Annotated in this window: 13 protein-coding genes; 10 read left to right on the plus strand and 3 right to left on the minus strand. The window is 61.5% G+C overall.

Features of this window, described 5'->3' with window-relative positions; translation table 11 throughout:
- Positions 1-3 precede the first annotated feature (3 nt).
- Complete coding sequence (locus NTD89_RS16630) at positions 4-894, minus strand: SDR family NAD(P)-dependent oxidoreductase (RefSeq protein WP_145164432.1); 891 nt, start codon at positions 892-894, stop codon at positions 4-6.
- Complete coding sequence (locus NTD89_RS16635; RefSeq protein ID WP_262208666.1) at positions 891-2,426, minus strand: flavin-containing monooxygenase; 1,536 nt, start codon at positions 2,424-2,426, stop codon at positions 891-893. The genes NTD89_RS16630 and NTD89_RS16635 overlap by 4 nt, the downstream gene beginning before the upstream one ends.
- Before the next feature lie 275 nt (positions 2,427-2,701).
- Here NTD89_RS16635 and NTD89_RS16640 point away from each other — a divergent pair, with 275 nt between their 5' ends.
- From NTD89_RS16640 to praB, 4 genes are all read left to right on the plus strand, one after another.
- On the plus strand, positions 2,702-3,700 hold the full coding sequence (locus NTD89_RS16640) for an alpha/beta fold hydrolase (RefSeq protein ID WP_262208667.1): 999 nt from the start codon (positions 2,702-2,704) through the stop codon (positions 3,698-3,700).
- Positions 3,701-3,958: 258 nt separating this feature from the next.
- Positions 3,959-5,239 carry an alkane 1-monooxygenase gene (locus NTD89_RS16645; protein WP_262208669.1) on the plus strand — a complete coding sequence of 427 codons (1,281 nt, stop codon included), beginning with the start codon at positions 3,959-3,961 and terminating at the stop codon, positions 5,237-5,239.
- Between the two features lie 134 nt (positions 5,240-5,373).
- Positions 5,374-5,868 carry an alkane oxidation protein activator PraA gene (praA, locus tag NTD89_RS16650; RefSeq protein WP_262208670.1) on the plus strand — a complete coding sequence of 165 codons (495 nt, stop codon included), beginning with the start codon at positions 5,374-5,376 and terminating at the stop codon, positions 5,866-5,868.
- Between the two features lie 134 nt (positions 5,869-6,002).
- Positions 6,003-6,488, plus strand: a complete 486-nt coding sequence (praB, locus tag NTD89_RS16655) for an alkane oxidation protein activator PraB (protein ID WP_145164422.1) — start codon at positions 6,003-6,005, stop codon at positions 6,486-6,488.
- On the opposite strand, the gene NTD89_RS16660 is transcribed toward praB, so the two are convergent.
- Complete coding sequence (locus NTD89_RS16660) at positions 6,478-6,633, minus strand: hypothetical protein (protein ID WP_262208671.1); 156 nt, start codon at positions 6,631-6,633, stop codon at positions 6,478-6,480. The genes praB and NTD89_RS16660 overlap by 11 nt on opposite strands.
- A 131-nt stretch (positions 6,634-6,764) precedes the next feature.
- Between NTD89_RS16660 and NTD89_RS16665 the strand changes: the two genes are divergently transcribed.
- From NTD89_RS16665 to NTD89_RS16690, 6 genes are all read left to right on the plus strand, one after another.
- A complete protein-coding gene (locus NTD89_RS16665; protein ID WP_145164418.1) occupies positions 6,765-8,219 on the plus strand; it encodes an outer membrane protein transport protein in 1,455 nt (484 codons plus the stop codon).
- Positions 8,220-8,499: 280 nt separating this feature from the next.
- Positions 8,500-11,025 carry an acyl-CoA dehydrogenase gene (locus tag NTD89_RS16670; protein WP_262208672.1) on the plus strand — a complete coding sequence of 842 codons (2,526 nt, stop codon included), beginning with the start codon at positions 8,500-8,502 and terminating at the stop codon, positions 11,023-11,025.
- Positions 11,026-11,174: 149 nt separating this feature from the next.
- Positions 11,175-12,518 (plus strand): 3-oxoacyl-ACP reductase, encoded by a 1,344-nt coding sequence (locus tag NTD89_RS16675; protein ID WP_262208673.1) that lies wholly within the window; start codon positions 11,175-11,177, stop codon positions 12,516-12,518.
- A gap of 3 nt (positions 12,519-12,521) precedes the next feature.
- Positions 12,522-13,412 carry a MaoC family dehydratase gene (locus NTD89_RS16680; RefSeq protein ID WP_262208675.1) on the plus strand — a complete coding sequence of 297 codons (891 nt, stop codon included), beginning with the start codon at positions 12,522-12,524 and terminating at the stop codon, positions 13,410-13,412.
- Positions 13,409-14,707, plus strand: a complete 1,299-nt coding sequence (locus NTD89_RS16685) for an acetyl-CoA C-acetyltransferase (RefSeq protein ID WP_242197240.1) — start codon at positions 13,409-13,411, stop codon at positions 14,705-14,707. The genes NTD89_RS16680 and NTD89_RS16685 overlap by 4 nt, the downstream gene beginning before the upstream one ends.
- Positions 14,708-14,737: 30 nt before the next feature.
- Positions 14,738-16,441, plus strand: coding sequence for an AMP-binding protein (locus NTD89_RS16690; protein WP_262208676.1), 1,704 nt, complete (start codon positions 14,738-14,740; stop codon positions 16,439-16,441).
- The last annotated feature ends 133 nt before the right edge of the window (positions 16,442-16,574 follow it).

Raw genomic sequence — 16,574 nt, forward strand, 5'->3', positions numbered from 1 at the left:
TGTTCAGAGACGAGGTTCGTCGTTGGTTTCAAACACCTGCGTGCGCTGTTTGGGCGCCATGCGCTTGCTGGCAAACACCACCAGAGCTTGATAAGCGGCAGGCAGGCAACGGGCGAGCAGGTCGAGGAAATACGCGTCGCGGCCGATCAGCACGCGGCGTTTATTGTGGCGCACGCCCTGCAGGATGACCTTGGCGGCCTGGTCGGCGTCGGTGATGAAGAGCTTTTCGAAGTCGGCGCGGGCCTGTTGCTCGTTGTGGATCAGAAAACCGGTCATGTTCGCGTCGATGCGGCTGCTGCGGCAGATATCCGTACGGATTCCCCCGGGGTGTACACAGGTGGCGGACACCCCGCAGCGTTGCAGATCGAGTTCCTGGCGCAGCGATTCGGTAAAGCCGCGCACCGCAAACTTGCTCGCGTTGTAGCCGCTCATGCCGGGCTGGGCAAACAGGCCGAACACGCTGGAGGTGTTGACCACGTGTCCGTCGCCGCTGGCCTTGAGGTGCGGCAAAAATGCCTTGGTGCCATGCACCACGCCCCAGAAGTTGATGCCGATGATCCACTCCAGGTCTGCGTAGTCCACGCCTTCGACGGTGCTCGACAGCGCCACGCCGGCATTGTTGAAAATCAGGTTGACCTGGCCGTGGTCGGCCACGCAGCGTGCGGCCCAGTCGTGCATGGCCTGGCGATCGGACACGTCCAGCACGTGGGTGGTGATCGTCACCGGGGACAGCGTCGAGGTCTTGATCAGCGCCAAGGTCTGTTCCAAGCCCTGGCTGTTCTTGTCCGCGAGCGCCAGGTGGCAGCCTTCGCGTGCCAGCGCCAGGGCCAATGCGCGACCCATGCCGGACGCCGCGCCAGTGATTGCCGCCACGCGGCCGTTGAATGACTTCATGACAGGCTGCCTTCTGCGGTGGAGTGGGGCGCCGAAACAGGGCGGGGTGTCGAGGTGGGCAACGGCTCGGCGACGTAGTCCTTGAGCGCGAAGTGCCGCGTGTCACGCTTGAACCGCCAGGTTGAACCGGGCCACAACGTGGTGTTTTTGCCGGTGCGCGGGTCGAGGTACCAGCTCTGGCAGCCGCCGGTGTTCCAGATGGTGCGCTTGAGCCGGGCTTGCAGCTGCTGGTTATAGGCCAGCTCCACGGTGGGTTTGACCTCGACCGTGGCGATGCGCTGGCGCTGCATTTGCGTAATGGCATCCAGGATGTAGGTGACCTGGGCCTCGATCATCAGAATCATCGAGTTATGCCCAAGGCCGGTGTTCGGCCCAACGATCAAAAACAGGTTTGGATAACCCGGCACGGTGGTGCCCTTGTACGCGTGGGCGCCGTCGCGCCAGGCGTCCATCAGGTCGATGCCGTCGCGACCGATGATGCAATCGCGGGGCAGCGGGTCGGTGGCCTGGAAACCGGTGCCGAAGATCAGGCAATCGGCCGGGTGCTTGATGCCATCGGCCGTGATCACGCCGTCCGCTTCGATGCGCAGCACCGTGTCGCTGACCACCTCGACATTGCTGCGCGACAGCGCCGGGTAGTAGTCATTGGAGATCAGCACGCGCTTGCAGCCGATGGTGTAGTCCGGGGTGAGGGTCTTGCGCAGGGAAGGGCGCGCCACTTGTTTGCGCAGATGGCGCAGGGCGATTTTCTGCACCATTTTCATCAACCTCGGGTGCAGGGCAAACCCCACCACGCGGCCTTCCAGCGCCCAGTAGAAGGCGCCGCGCACCAGGCGTTGGGTGAAGGGCAGGTGCTTGAAGGCCCAACGCTCGACGCGCGAAATTTCGCGGTCGGGCTTGGGCATGATCCAGGGCGGCGTGCGCTGGAACAGGTCCAGATGCGCCACCTGCGGCGCGATCTGCGGGACGAACTGGATGGCACTGGCGCCGGTGCCGATCACCGCCACGCGCTTGCCCTTCAATGAATATTCATGGTCCCACTGCTGGGAATGGAAGCGCTTGCCCTTGAAGCTGTCCAGCCCCGCAATATCCGGCAACGCCGGGCGCGACAACCCGCCCATGCCTGACACCAGCACCCGCGCGCTGACCTTGCGGCCATCGCTGAAGCTCAGTTGCCAGCGTTGCTGCTGTTCATCGAACACCGCGCGTTCAAGGCCCATGTTGAAGCGCAGGTAGGGCGTCAGCTTGAAACGCTGCGCGCAGTGTTCAAGGTAGGCGCGGATCTCCGCCTGCGGTGCGAACTGCCGCGTCCAGTTGGGGTTGGGCGCAAACGAAAACGAGTACACATGCGACTGCACATCGCAGGCGCAGCCTGGGTAATGGTTGTCGCGCCAGGTGCCGCCAAGCGTCTCGGCCTGTTCGGCGATAAAGAAGTCGGTGAGCCCGGCTTCCTTGAGTTTGATCGCCATGCACAGGCCGGCAAAACCGGAACCGATGATGGCGATGTCGATTGAATCGCTGTGGGCATTCATGGCTTGTCCCTCGTGGGCATCGATGTGCTCCTGTTTTTGTTGTGTCTTTTAGATAGAACACCATTGCAAAGAAAAATTGAATTAATTATTTTAAAAAAGATTTTAAATAATCTACCTGAAAATTTCGCCTACGCTAGAACCTTGTTCCGCATGTGCGACTTGTCCGACGGACGAGCACGGTACGCATGAAGTTTAGGTCCAGGGTGTGGACGATGGCTGAGGCCTTGATCAATACCGGTCAGGTCGCCAGCGGCAGGGAAGCAGAGGACCGAGCTATGGCTGTTGAATGGGTTGTCGCTGCGGGCGTGTTAGGAGTGGCGAGTGCGCTGTTGTGGGGCTTCAGTGCCTGGATGACGCGGCGTATAGAAGCCACTGTTCCGATCAACGGGCGCTTCGTCGAGGTCGATGGCGAGCGCTTTCATTATGTCGAGGAAGGCGCAGGCCCGCCGCTGGTGATGATTCACGGGCTGATGGGCAGCAGTCGCAACCTGACCTATGCCTTGTCCGCCCAACTGCGTGAGCGTTTTCGCGTGATCACGCTGGACCGTCCGGGTTCGGGCTATTCCACCCGGCAAACGGGTACTGCGGCAGACCTGCCGGCCCAGGCTCGGCAAATCGCGGCCTTTATCAAAACCCTGGACCTGGATAAACCGCTGGTGCTGGGGCATTCCCTGGGCGGGGCGATTTCGCTGGCGCTGGCGCTTGACCATCCCCACGCGGTGTCCGGGCTGATCCTGGTGGCGCCGCTGACGCATCCCCAGCGTATGTTGCCGCCGGTGTTCCTGTCCCTGGCGGTGCGCCCGGCCTGGTTGCGACGGTGGATGTCACACACCCTGACCATGCCCGTCGGCCTGCTGACCAGAGGCACGGTGGTGAAGGGCGTGTTCGCCCCAGATGCCGCGCCGTCAGACTTCGCCACGCGTGGCGGCGGGCTGCTGGGTATGCGTCCGGACAACTTCTACGCCGCCTCCACCGAGATCAATACGGTTAACGACCATTTGCCCGACATGGTCAAGCGCTACCCGCAACTGACCCTGCCAATCGGCCTGATCTATGGCGCGCGCGACAACGTGCTGGACTTTCACAAGCACGGCCAGGCCCTGGCAAGCAAAGTGCCCGGGCTGAAGATGCAGGTGGTGGAGGGGCGTGGCCATATGCTGCCAATTACCGCCACAGAGCGCGTGGCTGCGCTGGTGGAGCAGGTGGCCAAGCGCGTTCGCCCGCCGCAAAGCGCCGCCGTGCTGCACCCGCCATTTGCCTTGGCGAGCAAATAATGGTGTTACCCGACTCGCGGCACAACGGCGTCGATGCCTGCTTTAGACACCTGACCAAACGGCTGAAAAACAGACTGGCCAGTCACGTCAAAAAGCCTTCGAGAAACTAGTTGACGACCTAACGATTCCGCGCTATTTATTTAAAAAAATTATTTCAATGTCTAATTTGAAACAATTTTTGAAGTGCCTAAGAGCGAATAAAATAATGAAAAAAACGCCTTTTATCGCATCTCCAAGCTGTCTCGTCCGGAGGCTGCCATGAACCAGACTCTGGTCACTTCCACCGTCTGGACCGACGGCAAACGTCATTTGTGGTGGCTGGGCATCATGCCCCTGGCGACCCCATTGCTCTCCGGCGCCCTGGCCATCACCACAGGCGTACAGCAATTGTGGTGGGTCGGCGTGCTGGTGATCTTCGGCTTGATTCCATTGATCGACGGCCTGCTCGGTGAAGACGTCAGCAACCCGCCAGAATCCGCCGTCAGCAACCTTGAATCGCAAAGCTACTACCGCTGGATCGTCTACACCGGCGTGCTGTTCGTGATCACCTCAGTGGTAGTGACCGGCTGGCTGGCCGCCGGTGGGATCGACTGGATCATTAACGGCGGCCTGCTCAATGCCACTGCAAGCCTTGATCCGTCGAGCTGGCTGGCGAAGACCGCAGCGTTTATTACCGCGCGCACCGAGTTGCACGGTGAGATCACCTGGTTCACCTACCTGGGCATGGCGCTGTCCACCGGCGCCGCCACCGGCATTGCAATCAACACCGCGCATGAGCTGGGGCACAAGCCCAAGCCGCTGGAAGTGTTCCTGGCCAAGGTCACCCTGGCGCCGACCTTCTACGGGCACTTCTACACCGAACACAACCGTGGCCATCACGTACGCGTGGCCACACCGGAAGACCCGGCCAGCTCACGTCTGGGTGAGAGTTTCTGGGCGTTCCTGCCGCGCTCGGTGTGGTTCAGCGCGCTGTCGGCCTGGAACCTGGAACGCGAACGTCTGCGCAAACTCGGCCTGCCGGCACTGCACTGGAAGAACGCCGTTCTCGGCGCGTGGATGTACAGCGTGGTGTTGTGGGGCGTGATGATTGCCTGGCTCGGGGCGGCCGTGATTCCCTTCCTGATCATTCAGGGCATCTACGGGTTCTCGTTGCTGGAAGTGGTGAACTACGTCGAGCACTACGGGCTTAAACGCCAGAAGTTGCCCAACGGTCGCTATGAACGTTGCTCGCCGCGGCACTCGTGGAACAGTAACCGTATTGTCACCAATATCTTTTTGTTTCAACTGCAACGGCATTCCGATCACCATGCCAACCCCACCCGTAGTTATCAGTCATTGCGCCACTTTGATGAATCGCCGCAACTTCCTTATGGTTACGCGAGCATGATTGTCTGGGCCTATGTGCCGTACTTGTGGCGACGTCGCATGGACCATCGCGTGTTGAATCATTACGCCGGCGATATCACCTTGACCAATCTTCAACCGTCACAACGTTTGAAGTACCTGGAGAAGTACAGCAACAGCGCCAAGCCGTTTTGAGGTGAAGTAACACAGCCGTGGGTGAACTCGGGATCTGTGTATCGCGCAGGTTTTTATCGCCCAAGGTTTATCAGTTTGATGGCAAGAAAGTTGTTTGACCCTACAACAATAACTTCAAGGGAAGGACGTACATAATGCACAGCCCTGCCACGTTCACCGCACATATCATACTGGCCGCACTGGGCCTGATTGTTTACCACCAGGCTCAGGCCGCACGCATCGAGCCGGCCGGCAGCGCCTTTACTGCCCAGGGCCCGATCAGCTTTTCCAAGGGTGCGCTGATCAGCGCCGATTGCACCATCAAGGTGGCCGGCAAGGTCGCGGCCGATGGTTCATCGGTGAATGTCGATAAAGTTGAATTCGACGGCGGGCTTAAATGCAGCCGCGTCGAGGCAATCAACTTGCCCTGGGTGTTAGTTGCCAAAGACACCAAAAGCGGCTCCATGTCGAAGATCAGCGTCGATGTTCACGCCTTCGGCCTGGGCGGCAAGTGCGGGCCTTCTACGGCCGATGGCACGTGGAACAACGCCACCCGAAAGTTGGAAGCCACCAATGTTCCGATTGGCGAAGACTGCAAGATAAAAACGGTGTCGATCACGATGCCGCCGACCTTCAAAGTGGTCGAATAAACCGATTAAAAAGATGCAGCGGTAATTGAATTGAGATTTGGCTGGAAAGGGAAGTTCTGCAGTTTCACCGTGACCTCTCGATCATGGCCATTACCCCTGGCGAAATGACTCGCCATAACATGTGAGGAAAAACAATGAAAAGCTTGAAAACCCTCGTTTGTGCAACTTCTTTTGCTCTGTGCTTTGGCGCCGCTTCGATGGCCAGTGCGGCGTCCATCACCCCGGATGGTCCGTTCACGACCAACCCCGGCACCATCGTTGTGAAGTCGCCCTCGTCGTTCGGTGCGGCCGTAACCTGCGGCATCACCTTTACCGGCAACGTCAGCGGTGGCGTGGCGTCCATAAACGGTGCTTCGCTGACCGGCGGCGGTCTCTGCGCCTTGCCGACGCTGACCAACCTGCCTTGGGTGCTGACCGCGGCAACCGGCACCACCGGTACCGTGACCAACGTTGGCTACAAGATCACCTCGCTGCCTTCCACCAACTGCGGTCCTACCCCTATCGCTGTGGCGTGGACTGCGGCCAGCAAAACCCTGTCGGCCAGCAATCAATCGCTGAGTGGCAACTGCACCGTGGTGTCCCTGAGTGTTGTGGCGCCAACGCTGACGGTTAACCCGTAAGCGCGCAACTGCGTAAAGGGCTGATCACCCGTTGAAAGGCCGGTGCCTCGCGTGAGGCGCCGGCTGCGGGAAAACCACCGGCGGAGCCGGTGAACGCCACCTGCAGGGTCACGGCCTTCAACTTCAAACCTTCACCTGCCCTCACGATTAATCCTTGAAAACATCAACGCTTTAGCGCGTGGGCGCGCACAACGTGTGAAACACGATCCCTGATCGAACGAACAGAAAGACGAGACGGCTGGGCCGGCTCAGAGTGATAACAATAAGGAGTGCCTCATGAATAATAAAAAACAACAGGTGCAGGCTTTACTGGGGTTGGCGTTGATGGGCGGGCTGATGGTAGCCGTGCCTGTGCAAGCCGGCGGTTTTTCCACGCCGACGTATGGCGCACCGGGCTGGGGGCGAGCGTTCGGCGGGGGTTCCTTGTTCAAGAACGACCCGAGTTCGGCGTTCAACAACCCGGCGGCAATGGCTTTTGTGGACCATAACGTTGCGCAAATGACCGTCGATTACGCGCGGATCAAGATCAAGTACAAAGGCCAGGCCAATGACTACCAGGGCAACCCGGTATCCAATACACCGTTTAACCCCGATGGTACTTTCGACCCCGCGCAGGCCGTGCTGAATAACAATGACGGCGGCCAGGGCGGGTTCACTGCATGGCTCCCCACCGGGTTCATGGTGATGCCGCTGGGTGATCGGTTTTCATTCGGTCTGGCCCAGGTCGTGCCGCAGGGCATGCGCACCACCTGGGATGAAGGCTCAAAGTTTCGTGACTTTGCAGTGGACACCAAGATTGAAACCGTAGGGTTGACCGGGTCCTTGTCGTTCAAGGTGCGCGATGACCTTTCCATCGGTGCCGGGATGATCGTTCAGCACAGTAAAGGCTTCGTCAGCCAGAATATCGATTTGCTCGCCGCCGCTGCCAACTCCAAGTCTGAATTGGGCGGCATTCCGTTCCCGGCTGGCCTGGGTACGTCGCTGATTCGGGTCAAAGTCGATAATACGTCGGTGGGTTGGTTCACGGGGGTGGTCTGGAAACCCACCGAGCAAGACAGCCTCGGCCTCAATTACCACGCCAAAATCAAGAACAAGATGGAGGGCAAGTACAATATTCGCGCCGACGCCTTCTCCTATCAGTTGATGACGGCCCCGAGCCCGTTCGGCGGTACCGGGACTATCCCGGAAGTGGCCTATCCGGGGCTGAAATTGATGCCCGACGGCGCCAATGCCAGTACTCAACTGGACATCCCGGCAACGGCGGGCCTGGACTGGGTGCACCAGTTCAATGACCGCCTGACCATGGGTGTGAGTGCGGTGTGGACTCAATGGTCGTCCTTCAAGGACCTGACCCTCAAGTCCGACGGCAACACGATCGTGTCCATCCCCTACAACTACCGCGACTCGTGGATGTACTCCATTGGTGGTGATTTCAAAGCGACCGATGAGCTGACATTGCGTGCCGGTGTGGCGTCCGACCAGACGCCGACCCGCAACTCTACACGCGACCCGCGGATTCCGGACGGTGACCGGTACTTCCTGTCGCTGGGCGCAGGTTACGACGTCAAGGCGATTCCAGGCTTGACGCTGGATCTGGCGTATTCCCATCAGTTCGTGCAGGAGGTCAATCTCAAGACCAAGAACGTGGACCGATTGGGCGCCGCGAGCCTGGACGGTAAGGCCGAATCGTCCGGTGACGTAGTGGCTGTTTCGGCAACCTATGCCTTTTAAGTCCGTCACGCAGCGCCGCGGATAAGGGCGGCAAGCGCATCTTGGCGCCCTTGTTCGAAGGCTCTAGAGCGGGGGTTCGCCCTCGCGACGTGTGCAGCACCGCATTTTCTGATTCAACAGGCTGACGTGCTCAGCCTGGTTTTTTTTGCCAAGGCATTAAATAAAAATTTCAAAACAAAATTTGAATTTGTCTTTTCAAGTTTGTAGTGTGGCCTTACGCCGCCGCCCATTTCGAGCGGACTGCGCATTGCCCATGCCCTGATTAGGTAGAGGTATCTCCATGGTTATCTGGTTATTAGTGGGTGTCGCAGCAGCGATTGCCCTGGCGTATCGACAAGCCGCGGCTGCGCTGTGGCTGGGCGTTGGCTTGATCTGGCTGGCGCTTGGTTACCTGTTCAACGTGGTGGCCGGTGTGGGCACCAGCGTTGCGGCGCTGCTGGTGGTGGTGCCCGCGCTGCTGCTGACGATCAAACCCTTGCGTCGCACGCTGTTGACCAGCAAGGCCTTGAGTCTGTTTCGTACGATCATGCCGGCCATGTCCGACACCGAACGCGCCGCCATCGAATCCGGCACCGTGTGGTGGGACGCCGAGCTGTTCAGCGGCAAACCCAATTGGGATCGCCTTCTCAACGCTGCGCCGGCCAGCCTCAGCGCCGAAGAACAAGCCTTCCTCGACAACGAGGTCGAAACCCTCTGCGACATCGCCAACGACTGGGAAACCACTCAGATCTGGCAGGACATGTCCCCCGAAGGCTGGCAGTACACCAAGGACGCCGGGTTCCTGGGCATGATTATTCCCAAGCAATACGGCGGCAAAGGCTTCTCCCACTACGCGCATTCCCAGGTGGTGATGAAGCTGTCGACACGCTGCTCGGCGGCGGCGATTTCGGTGATGGTCCCCAATTCCCTGGGCCCGGCTGAATTGCTGCTGCATTACGGCACCGATGCCCAACGCAATTACTACTTGCCGCGCCTGGCGCGGGGCGAAGACATCCCGTGCTTTGCCCTGACCAGCCCGTATGCGGGCTCTGATGCCGGCGCAATTCCGGACGTGGGCGTCGTCTGCAAAGGCCTGCACGAGGGCGAGCAAGTGCTGGGTTTCAAAGTGACCTGGGACAAGCGCTACATCACCCTTGGCCCCATCGCGACGGTGCTGGGCCTGGCGTTTCGCGCCGAAGACCCGGAGGGCTTGCTGGGCAAGGCGGGCTCGCTGGGCATCACCTGCGCGTTGATCCCAACGTCTCACCCAGGCGTCAACAGCGGTCGTCGTCACTGGCCTCTGAACGCGGTATTCCAGAACGGTCCCACCACCGGCAAGGATGTGTTCATTCCCCTGGAATGGGTGATCGGCGGCCGCGAACAGGTCGGTAACGGCTGGCGCATGCTGATGGAATGCCTGGCAGCCGGGCGGGCGATTTCTCTGCCCTCGGCCAACGTCGGCCTGGGCAAAGTCGCGGTACGCGGCACCAGCGCCTACGCGGCCATGCGCAAGCAGTTCGGCCTGCCCATCGGCAAGTTCGAAGGCGTGCAGGCGCCGCTGGCGCGCATGGCCGGGCATTTGTATGCCTGCGACGCGGTGCGCAAGGTCTCGGTGGCGTCGCTGGATGCCGGCGAAAAACCTTCGGTGATCTCGGCCATTGCCAAGTACCACGTCACCGAGCGCGCGCGGATCATCGTCAACGACGGCATGGACATCGTCGCCGGCAAAGGCATCTGCATGGGCCCCAACAACTTCCTGGCCCGTGCCTACCAGCAAAGCCCGATTGCGATCACGGTGGAGGGTGCGAACATCATGACCCGCTGCCTGATCATCTTTGGCCAGGGGCTGATTCGCTGCCATCCGTACGTATTCCGCGAAATGGAAGCCGCTCGTAACCCGGACCGGCGCCAGGCACTGGAAGCCTTCGACCGCGCGATGTTCGGCCATGTGAGCTTTGTCGTCGCCAATGCCGTACGCGCCGGGGTGCATGCGCTGACGGGTGGGCGGCTGCTTTCTGCACCGGCCAAGACCGAGCCTGCGCTGGCGTCCTACTACCGCCAGGCCAATCGGCTGTCGGTGGTGCTGGCGTTGATCTCGGATGTGTCCATGGGTGTGCTCGGGGGTGCACTCAAGCGCAAGGAAAGTATCACCGGGCGTCTGGGCGATATTCTGTCGCAGTTGTACATCCTGTCCTGCGTGCTCAAGCGCTTTGAGGACGACGGCCGGCCCCAGGCAGATCTGCCGCTGGTGCACTGGGCCGCCCAGGATGCGCTGTTACGTGCGCATGAAGCGCTGGCCGAAGTGCTCGATAACTACCCCTCGAATGCCGCTGCGGCAGTGGTGCGTGGCTTGAGTTTTCCGTTCGGTATTCCCCTGCGCAAACCGTCGGATCGCTTGCTGGCCCAAGTCGCCGAGGTGGTGCAGACGCCAGGTGAAACCCGCGACCGCCTGTTGGCCAATTCCTACATCCCGCGCCCGGAAATCGACAAGCTGGCCTACGGCGAATTGGGCTTGCGCCTGTTGCCGCAGGTGGAGCTGATCGACGCTCGCCTCAAGTCGGCCGTCAAGCAAGGCCTGATCGAACCGATGCCGATTTCCGCCACCGCGTTCAGCGGCTGGCGCGTCAAGGCGCGGGCGCTGGACCTGATCAGCGACGAGGAAGACACCTTGCTCGGCCGCTATGTGGAATACGCCGACCACGGCATCCAGGTCGATGATTTTCCGCAGGACTTTGGTTTGCTCGAGGCGTTGCAGCAGCGCAAACAAGCGTTGGAGCCGAGCGCCAAACGTCGCACACCCCAAAGCGAAAACGCCTCGGTCAACTAGGAGAAACACGATCAAGGTGGGAGCGGGCTTGTCTGCGATGGCAGCGCCTCGGTGCCTGTGAACGACCGAGTCGTCTGCAGCGCAGGCAAGCCCGCTCCCACCGGCATCGGGTTTATAAAGCCAGTGTGTGTTGTGAGTGAATGCTTACTATGAGTGACAGCTACCTTTCCTTCGTCAACTCCCCTTGGGGCCGGCGCCTCGCCCGGGCCATCGGCCTGCCGCAGCCGTTGCCGTTGCAGCGCCATCGCAGCGGCCAGCAGGGCCTGGTCAACCCGGTCATCGTCGCCGGGGCAGGGCGGTTATCCACGCAGGTGCAACAGATTTTTGCCGCCACCGACACCGTCGCGGCCACGCCGGCGACGCTCCTGGCGCCGTCCACGGTCAAGGTGCAGGGCGCGGTGTTCGATGCCACGGCGGTGCTCGATTTGCAGCAGCTCGACGAGCTCTATGTCTTCTTCCACGCCAACGCCAAGCGCCTCAGTCAGCATGGCCGCGTGGTGGTGCTCGGCACTGCGCCCGAGCATTGCCGGGACTTGCCCCAGGCCATCGCCCAACGCGCCCTCGAAGGCCTGGTGCGCTCACTGGCCAAGGAACTGCGCCGGGCGATCACCGTGCAATTGATCTATGTCGCGCCGGGCGCCGAAGACGCCCTGGACAGCAGCCTGCGGTTTTTTCTGTCGCGCCGTTCGGCCTATGTGTCCGGGCAGGTCGTGCGCCTGGATAAACCGGTGGATGGCGAGGTTGCCGTCAACTGGGATAAGCCCTTTGTTGGGCGCCGCGCATTGGTCACCGGCGCGTCGCGTGGGATTGGTCTGGCCATCGCCCAAGTGCTGGCCCGCGACGGCGCCCACGTGGTGTGTGTGGACGTGCCCCAAGCCCATGCAGCGCTGCAGCAGGCCGCCGCCAGTGTCAACGGTTCGGCCTTGCCGCTGGACATCACCGCAGCCGACTCGGCCGCGCTGTTGCAGGCACATGTCGAACAGTACGGTGCTTTTGATGTGGTGGTGCACAACGCCGGGATCACCCGTGACAAGACCATTGCCAAAATGACCGAGGCGGCCTGGCGCAGTGTGCTGGCAGTCAACCTGGAAGCGCCGTTGCAGTTGAGCAATGCGTTGCTGCACCACCAGGGGTTGAACCCGGGCGGGCGCATTGTGTGCGTGTCGTCGATCTCCGGCATTGCCGGCAATCTGGGGCAAAGCAATTACGCCACCTCCAAGGCCGGTGTGATTGGCTTGGTGCACGGCCTGGCACCGTTGGCGGCAGCGCAGCAGGTCACGGTCAACGCCGTTGCGCCCGGTTTTATCGAGACACAGATGACCGCCAGGATTCCACTGATGATCCGCGAGGCGGGGCGGCGCATGAACTCGATGTCCCAAGGCGGGCAACCAATTGATGTGGCCGAGACCATTGCCTGGCTGGCGCACCCGGCGTCCGGCGGGGTCAACGGCCAAGTCGTACGCGTGTGCGGCCAAAGCCTGCTGGGAGCCTGAGCCATGGACTACGTGACGCAAATCATCGACCCGCCACTGTCGCGCACCCAACTGTTGCTCGATGGCGTGCGCGCGCTGCGCAAACCCAAGCTTGAGGGTGCGCCGTTGCTGCCCAGGGAATGCCTGGTGCGTTCGGCGGTGGCGCTGTCGGCCAGCGCTATCGCCGCGTATGGCCACGCCTGTGGTTTCCGGCGCGAGCAGGGCGTGCCGCTGTCCTATCCGCACGTGCTGGCGTTCCCTTTGCACCTGATGCTGCTGACACGGCCGAGCTTTCCTTATCCGGCCAGCGGCATGGTGCACCTGGCCAATCGGATTCATCAGCACCAGCGTTTGCACGAAGGCCAGGCGTTGCGCCTGGAAGTAGGTTGCGAGCGCTGGGTGGCGCACCCCAAAGGCCAGGCGCTGATTATCGCCACGCGGGCCTACGGCGCCGACGCGCTGGTGTGGCAGAGCGACAGCCTGTACCTGCGCCGTGACTTGAAAGACCCGGTCGGCGAACCGTGGGAAGACGTGCTGACGTTGCAGGAAGACGGGCTGTTGCGCAGCCAGCGCTGGGCAGTGCCGGCCGACCTGGGCCGACGTTTTGCCAAGGTATCGGGGGACTTCAACCCGATTCACACCTCGGTGATCGGGGCCAGAATTTTTGGCTTTCGCCGCGCCATCGCCCACGGCATGTGGACCCTGGGCCGCGCACTCGCCGCTCAGCAACCGCCGGGCGGCCTGGAACACGCCCAGGCGCATTGCGACTTCAAACTGCCGATCTTCCTGCCCGGCCAGGTCACCCTGTGGAATCGCCCCGTGACCGGCCCGCGCCGTGAGTTCGAAGTGCGCAATGCGGCGGGCGATAAACCGCATATGCGTGGGCTTTTTGTCTGGAATGAGAACCGTCAATGAGTGACTACAGTTTTAACCCGGCCCCGACTCGCCGCGTGGCGATTATCGGCGGCAACCGTATCCCGTTTGCCCGCTCCAACAGCGTGTACGCCCACGACAGCAATCAGGACTTGCTGGTTGCCGCCCTGCAAGGCCTGGTTGACCGCTACAACCTGCACGGCCAGCGCCTGGGCGAGTTTGCCGCGGGGGCGGTGATCAAGCATTCGCGCGATTTCAATCTGGCGCGCGAGTCGCTGCTGTCGACCACATTGTCGCCCGAAACCCCCGCGTACGACGTGCAACAAGCCTGCGGCACGGGCCTTGAAGCGGCGTTGCTGGTGGCGAATAAAATCGCCCTGGGCCAGATCGACGTCGGCATTGCCGGCGGCAGCGACACCACCTCGGACGCGCCCATCGGCATCAACGAATCCCTGCGCCACACCTTGCTCGCGGCCAACCGCGCCAAGGGCATGGGCGATAAGCTCAAGGCGTTGCTGAAGGTGCGCCCGTCGATGTTGTTCAAGCCGTTGCTGCCGCGCAATGGCGAGCCACGCACCGGCCTGTCGATGGGTGAGCACTGTGAAGAAATGGCCAAGCGCTGGCAGATCAAGCGGCTGGCCCAGGATGAGTTGACCCTGACCAGCCACCAGCGCCTGGACGCCGCTTACGCCCGTGGTTTTTTCGACGATCTGATCAGCCCTTATCGCGGCCTTGCGCGCGACAACAACCTGCGGGCTGACACCAGCCTTGCGAAACTCGCCGGTCTATCCCCAGCCTACGACCGTCAGAACGGCACGCTCACGGCGGGCAATTCCACGCCGCTGACCGATGGCGCTTCGGTGGTGCTGTTGGCCAGTGAGGCCTGGGCTGCCGAACACGGCTTGCCGGTGCTGGCCTACCTGCGTACCGGCGAAACAGCGGCGGTGAATTTTGTCGATGGCACCGAAGGCCTGTTGATGGCCCCGGCCTATGCCGTTCCACGCATGCTCAAGCGTGAAGGCCTGAGCTTTGCCGACGTTGACTTCTTCGAGATCCACGAAGCGTTTGCCGCTCAGGTGCTGTGCACGCTCAAGGCCTGGGAAGACGCCGATTACTGCCGTGAGCGCCTGGGCCTGGACGCACCGCTGGGCGCCATCGACCGCAGCAAAATGAACGTCAACGGTGGTTCGCTTGGCTGTGGCCACCCGTTCGCCGCGACCGGTGGCCGGCAGTTGGCGGCACTGGCCAAAACCATCCATGACAATGGTGGCGGGCGCGGCTTGATTTCGATCTGCGCGGCGGGCGGGCTGGGTGTTACGGCCATCGTCGAAAAGTAGTGCGATAAAAACAACAACAAGGAGACTGCCATGAACGCTGTAAGCCTGGAACGTACCGAACGGATCTGGTTGAACGCTTACCTGCCCGGCGTGCCGGCGGACATCGAGGCCGGTATCGAGGAGTACCCGTCGCTGCGCGAGGTGTTCCTTGAGCACCTAGAGAAATTTCGCGAGCGCGTCGCCTACGTCAGCATCGGCACCGAAATGACCTATGCCGACTGGCGGGTGCAAGGCATCGCGTTTGCCGCGTGGCTGCAGGGTCAGGGCGTGAAAAAGGGCGACCGCGTGGCCTTGATGATGCCCAACTGCTTGCAGTACCCGATCTGCCTGTTGGGCACCATCCTGGCCGGCGCGGTGGTGGTCAACGTCAACCCGCTGTACACCTCCCATGAGCTCAAGCATCTGCTCAAGGACAGCGGCGCCGAAACCGTGGTGATTTTCGAAAACTTCGCCCACACCCTGGAAAAGGTCGTGGCCGGCAGCAGCGTCAAGCGCGTGGTGGTGGCGGCCATTGGCGACTTGCTGGGCACCTTCAAGGGCGCGGCGATGAATTTCATCCTGCGCAGTGTGCAAAAGCAGGTGCCCGGTTTTAACCTGCCCGGCGCGGTGCGCTTCAATCGGGTGCTGAAACAGGGGCGGGCGCTGAATCACTTCCCGGTGGCCATGAACCTCGACGACCTGGCCTTTTTGCAATACACCGGCGGCACCACCGGGGACGCCAAGGGTGTGATGCTCAGCCACCGCAATATCATCGCCAACCTGTTGCAGGCCAAGGCCTGGGTTGGCGACCAACTGGACCAGGACCAGCAGGAAACCAACGTCACCTTGCTCCCGCTGTACCACATCTTTTCGTTGACGGTGAACTGCCTGATGTTCATGTGCCTGGGCGGGCGCAACATCCTGATCGCCAACCCGCGTGATGTGAAACGCGTGCAGATGATCCTGCGCAAGGAGCGCTTCAACGGCATTGCCGGGGTCAACACGCTGTTTAATGGCTTGCTCGAAAACAAAGCGTTCTGCGCGCGCGACTTTTCCGCCCTGCGCCTTGTGATCGCCGGCGGCATGGCCACGCACACGGCGGTGGCCAAGCGTTGGAAAGAAGTCACCGGGCTGCCGATCATCGAGGGCTATGGCCTCACCGAGTGCTCGCCGGTGGTGAGCATCAGCCCGATCAATATCGCCCGCATGCGCGAGATGGAGTTCACCGGCAGCATTGGCGTGCCGCTGCCCTCGACCTGGGTGCGTTTTATCCGCGAGGACGGTGAACTGGCCGACACCGGTGAGCAAGGCGAACTGCAAGTGCGCGGGCCGCAGGTGATGCAGGGTTACTGGAAGCGCCCCAGGGAAACCGCCGAGGTGCTGGATGCCGAGGGCTGGCTGTCGACCGGTGATATCGGCGTGATGGACGAGCGCGGCTATATCCGCCTGGTGGACCGCAAGAAAGACATGATTCTGGTCTCGGGCTTCAATGTGTACCCGAATGAAATCGAAGACGTGGTGGCCATGCATCCGGGCGTGGGTGAGGTGGCGGCGGTCGGCGTGGAAGATGGCGTCACTGGCGAAAGGGTGAAGATCATCGTAGTGCGCAAGGACCCGAACCTCACGCAGGAGCAGATCCTCGCCCATTGCCGCGAATACCTGACGGGTTACAAAGTGCCGCGGTATGTGGAGTTCCGCACCGCCGAGCTGCCCAAGACCACCGTCGGCAAAGTGCTGCGCCGGGCCTTGCGCTGACTTGAATGTGTCGACGATCCAAATGTGGGAGCGGGTTTACACAACAAGCTAGGTTGGATGAACACGGTCAATGTGGGAGCGGGCTTGCCCGCGAATGCAGTGTGTCGGATTGCACATGCGGCATTGACTCACC

The organism is Pseudomonas sp. 14P_5.3_Bac1, from assembly GCF_025466135.1.
GTDB lineage: Bacteria > Pseudomonadota > Gammaproteobacteria > Pseudomonadales > Pseudomonadaceae > Aquipseudomonas.

What these genes read in the sequence shown, in the direction of transcription:
- NTD89_RS16690 (WP_262208676.1), top strand. Translation starts at nt 14,738, where the DNA reads ATGAACGCTGTAAGCCTGGAACGTACCGAACGGATCTGGTTGAACGCT.
- NTD89_RS16665 (WP_145164418.1), top strand. Translation starts at nt 6,765, where the DNA reads ATGAATAATAAAAAACAACAGGTGCAGGCTTTACTGGGGTTGGCGTTG.
- NTD89_RS16635 (WP_262208666.1), bottom strand. Translation starts at nt 2,426, where the DNA reads ATGAATGCCCACAGCGATTCAATCGACATCGCCATCATCGGTTCCGGT.
- NTD89_RS16645 (WP_262208669.1), top strand. Translation starts at nt 3,959, where the DNA reads ATGAACCAGACTCTGGTCACTTCCACCGTCTGGACCGACGGCAAACGT.
- NTD89_RS16630 (WP_145164432.1), bottom strand. Translation starts at nt 894, where the DNA reads ATGAAGTCATTCAACGGCCGCGTGGCGGCAATCACTGGCGCGGCGTCC.
- NTD89_RS16670 (WP_262208672.1), top strand. Translation starts at nt 8,500, where the DNA reads ATGGTTATCTGGTTATTAGTGGGTGTCGCAGCAGCGATTGCCCTGGCG.
- NTD89_RS16640 (WP_262208667.1), top strand. Translation starts at nt 2,702, where the DNA reads ATGGCTGTTGAATGGGTTGTCGCTGCGGGCGTGTTAGGAGTGGCGAGT.
- praB (WP_145164422.1), top strand. Translation starts at nt 6,003, where the DNA reads ATGAAAAGCTTGAAAACCCTCGTTTGTGCAACTTCTTTTGCTCTGTGC.
- NTD89_RS16675 (WP_262208673.1), top strand. Translation starts at nt 11,175, where the DNA reads ATGAGTGACAGCTACCTTTCCTTCGTCAACTCCCCTTGGGGCCGGCGC.
- praA (WP_262208670.1), top strand. Translation starts at nt 5,374, where the DNA reads ATGCACAGCCCTGCCACGTTCACCGCACATATCATACTGGCCGCACTG.
- NTD89_RS16680 (WP_262208675.1), top strand. Translation starts at nt 12,522, where the DNA reads ATGGACTACGTGACGCAAATCATCGACCCGCCACTGTCGCGCACCCAA.
- NTD89_RS16685 (WP_242197240.1), top strand. Translation starts at nt 13,409, where the DNA reads ATGAGTGACTACAGTTTTAACCCGGCCCCGACTCGCCGCGTGGCGATT.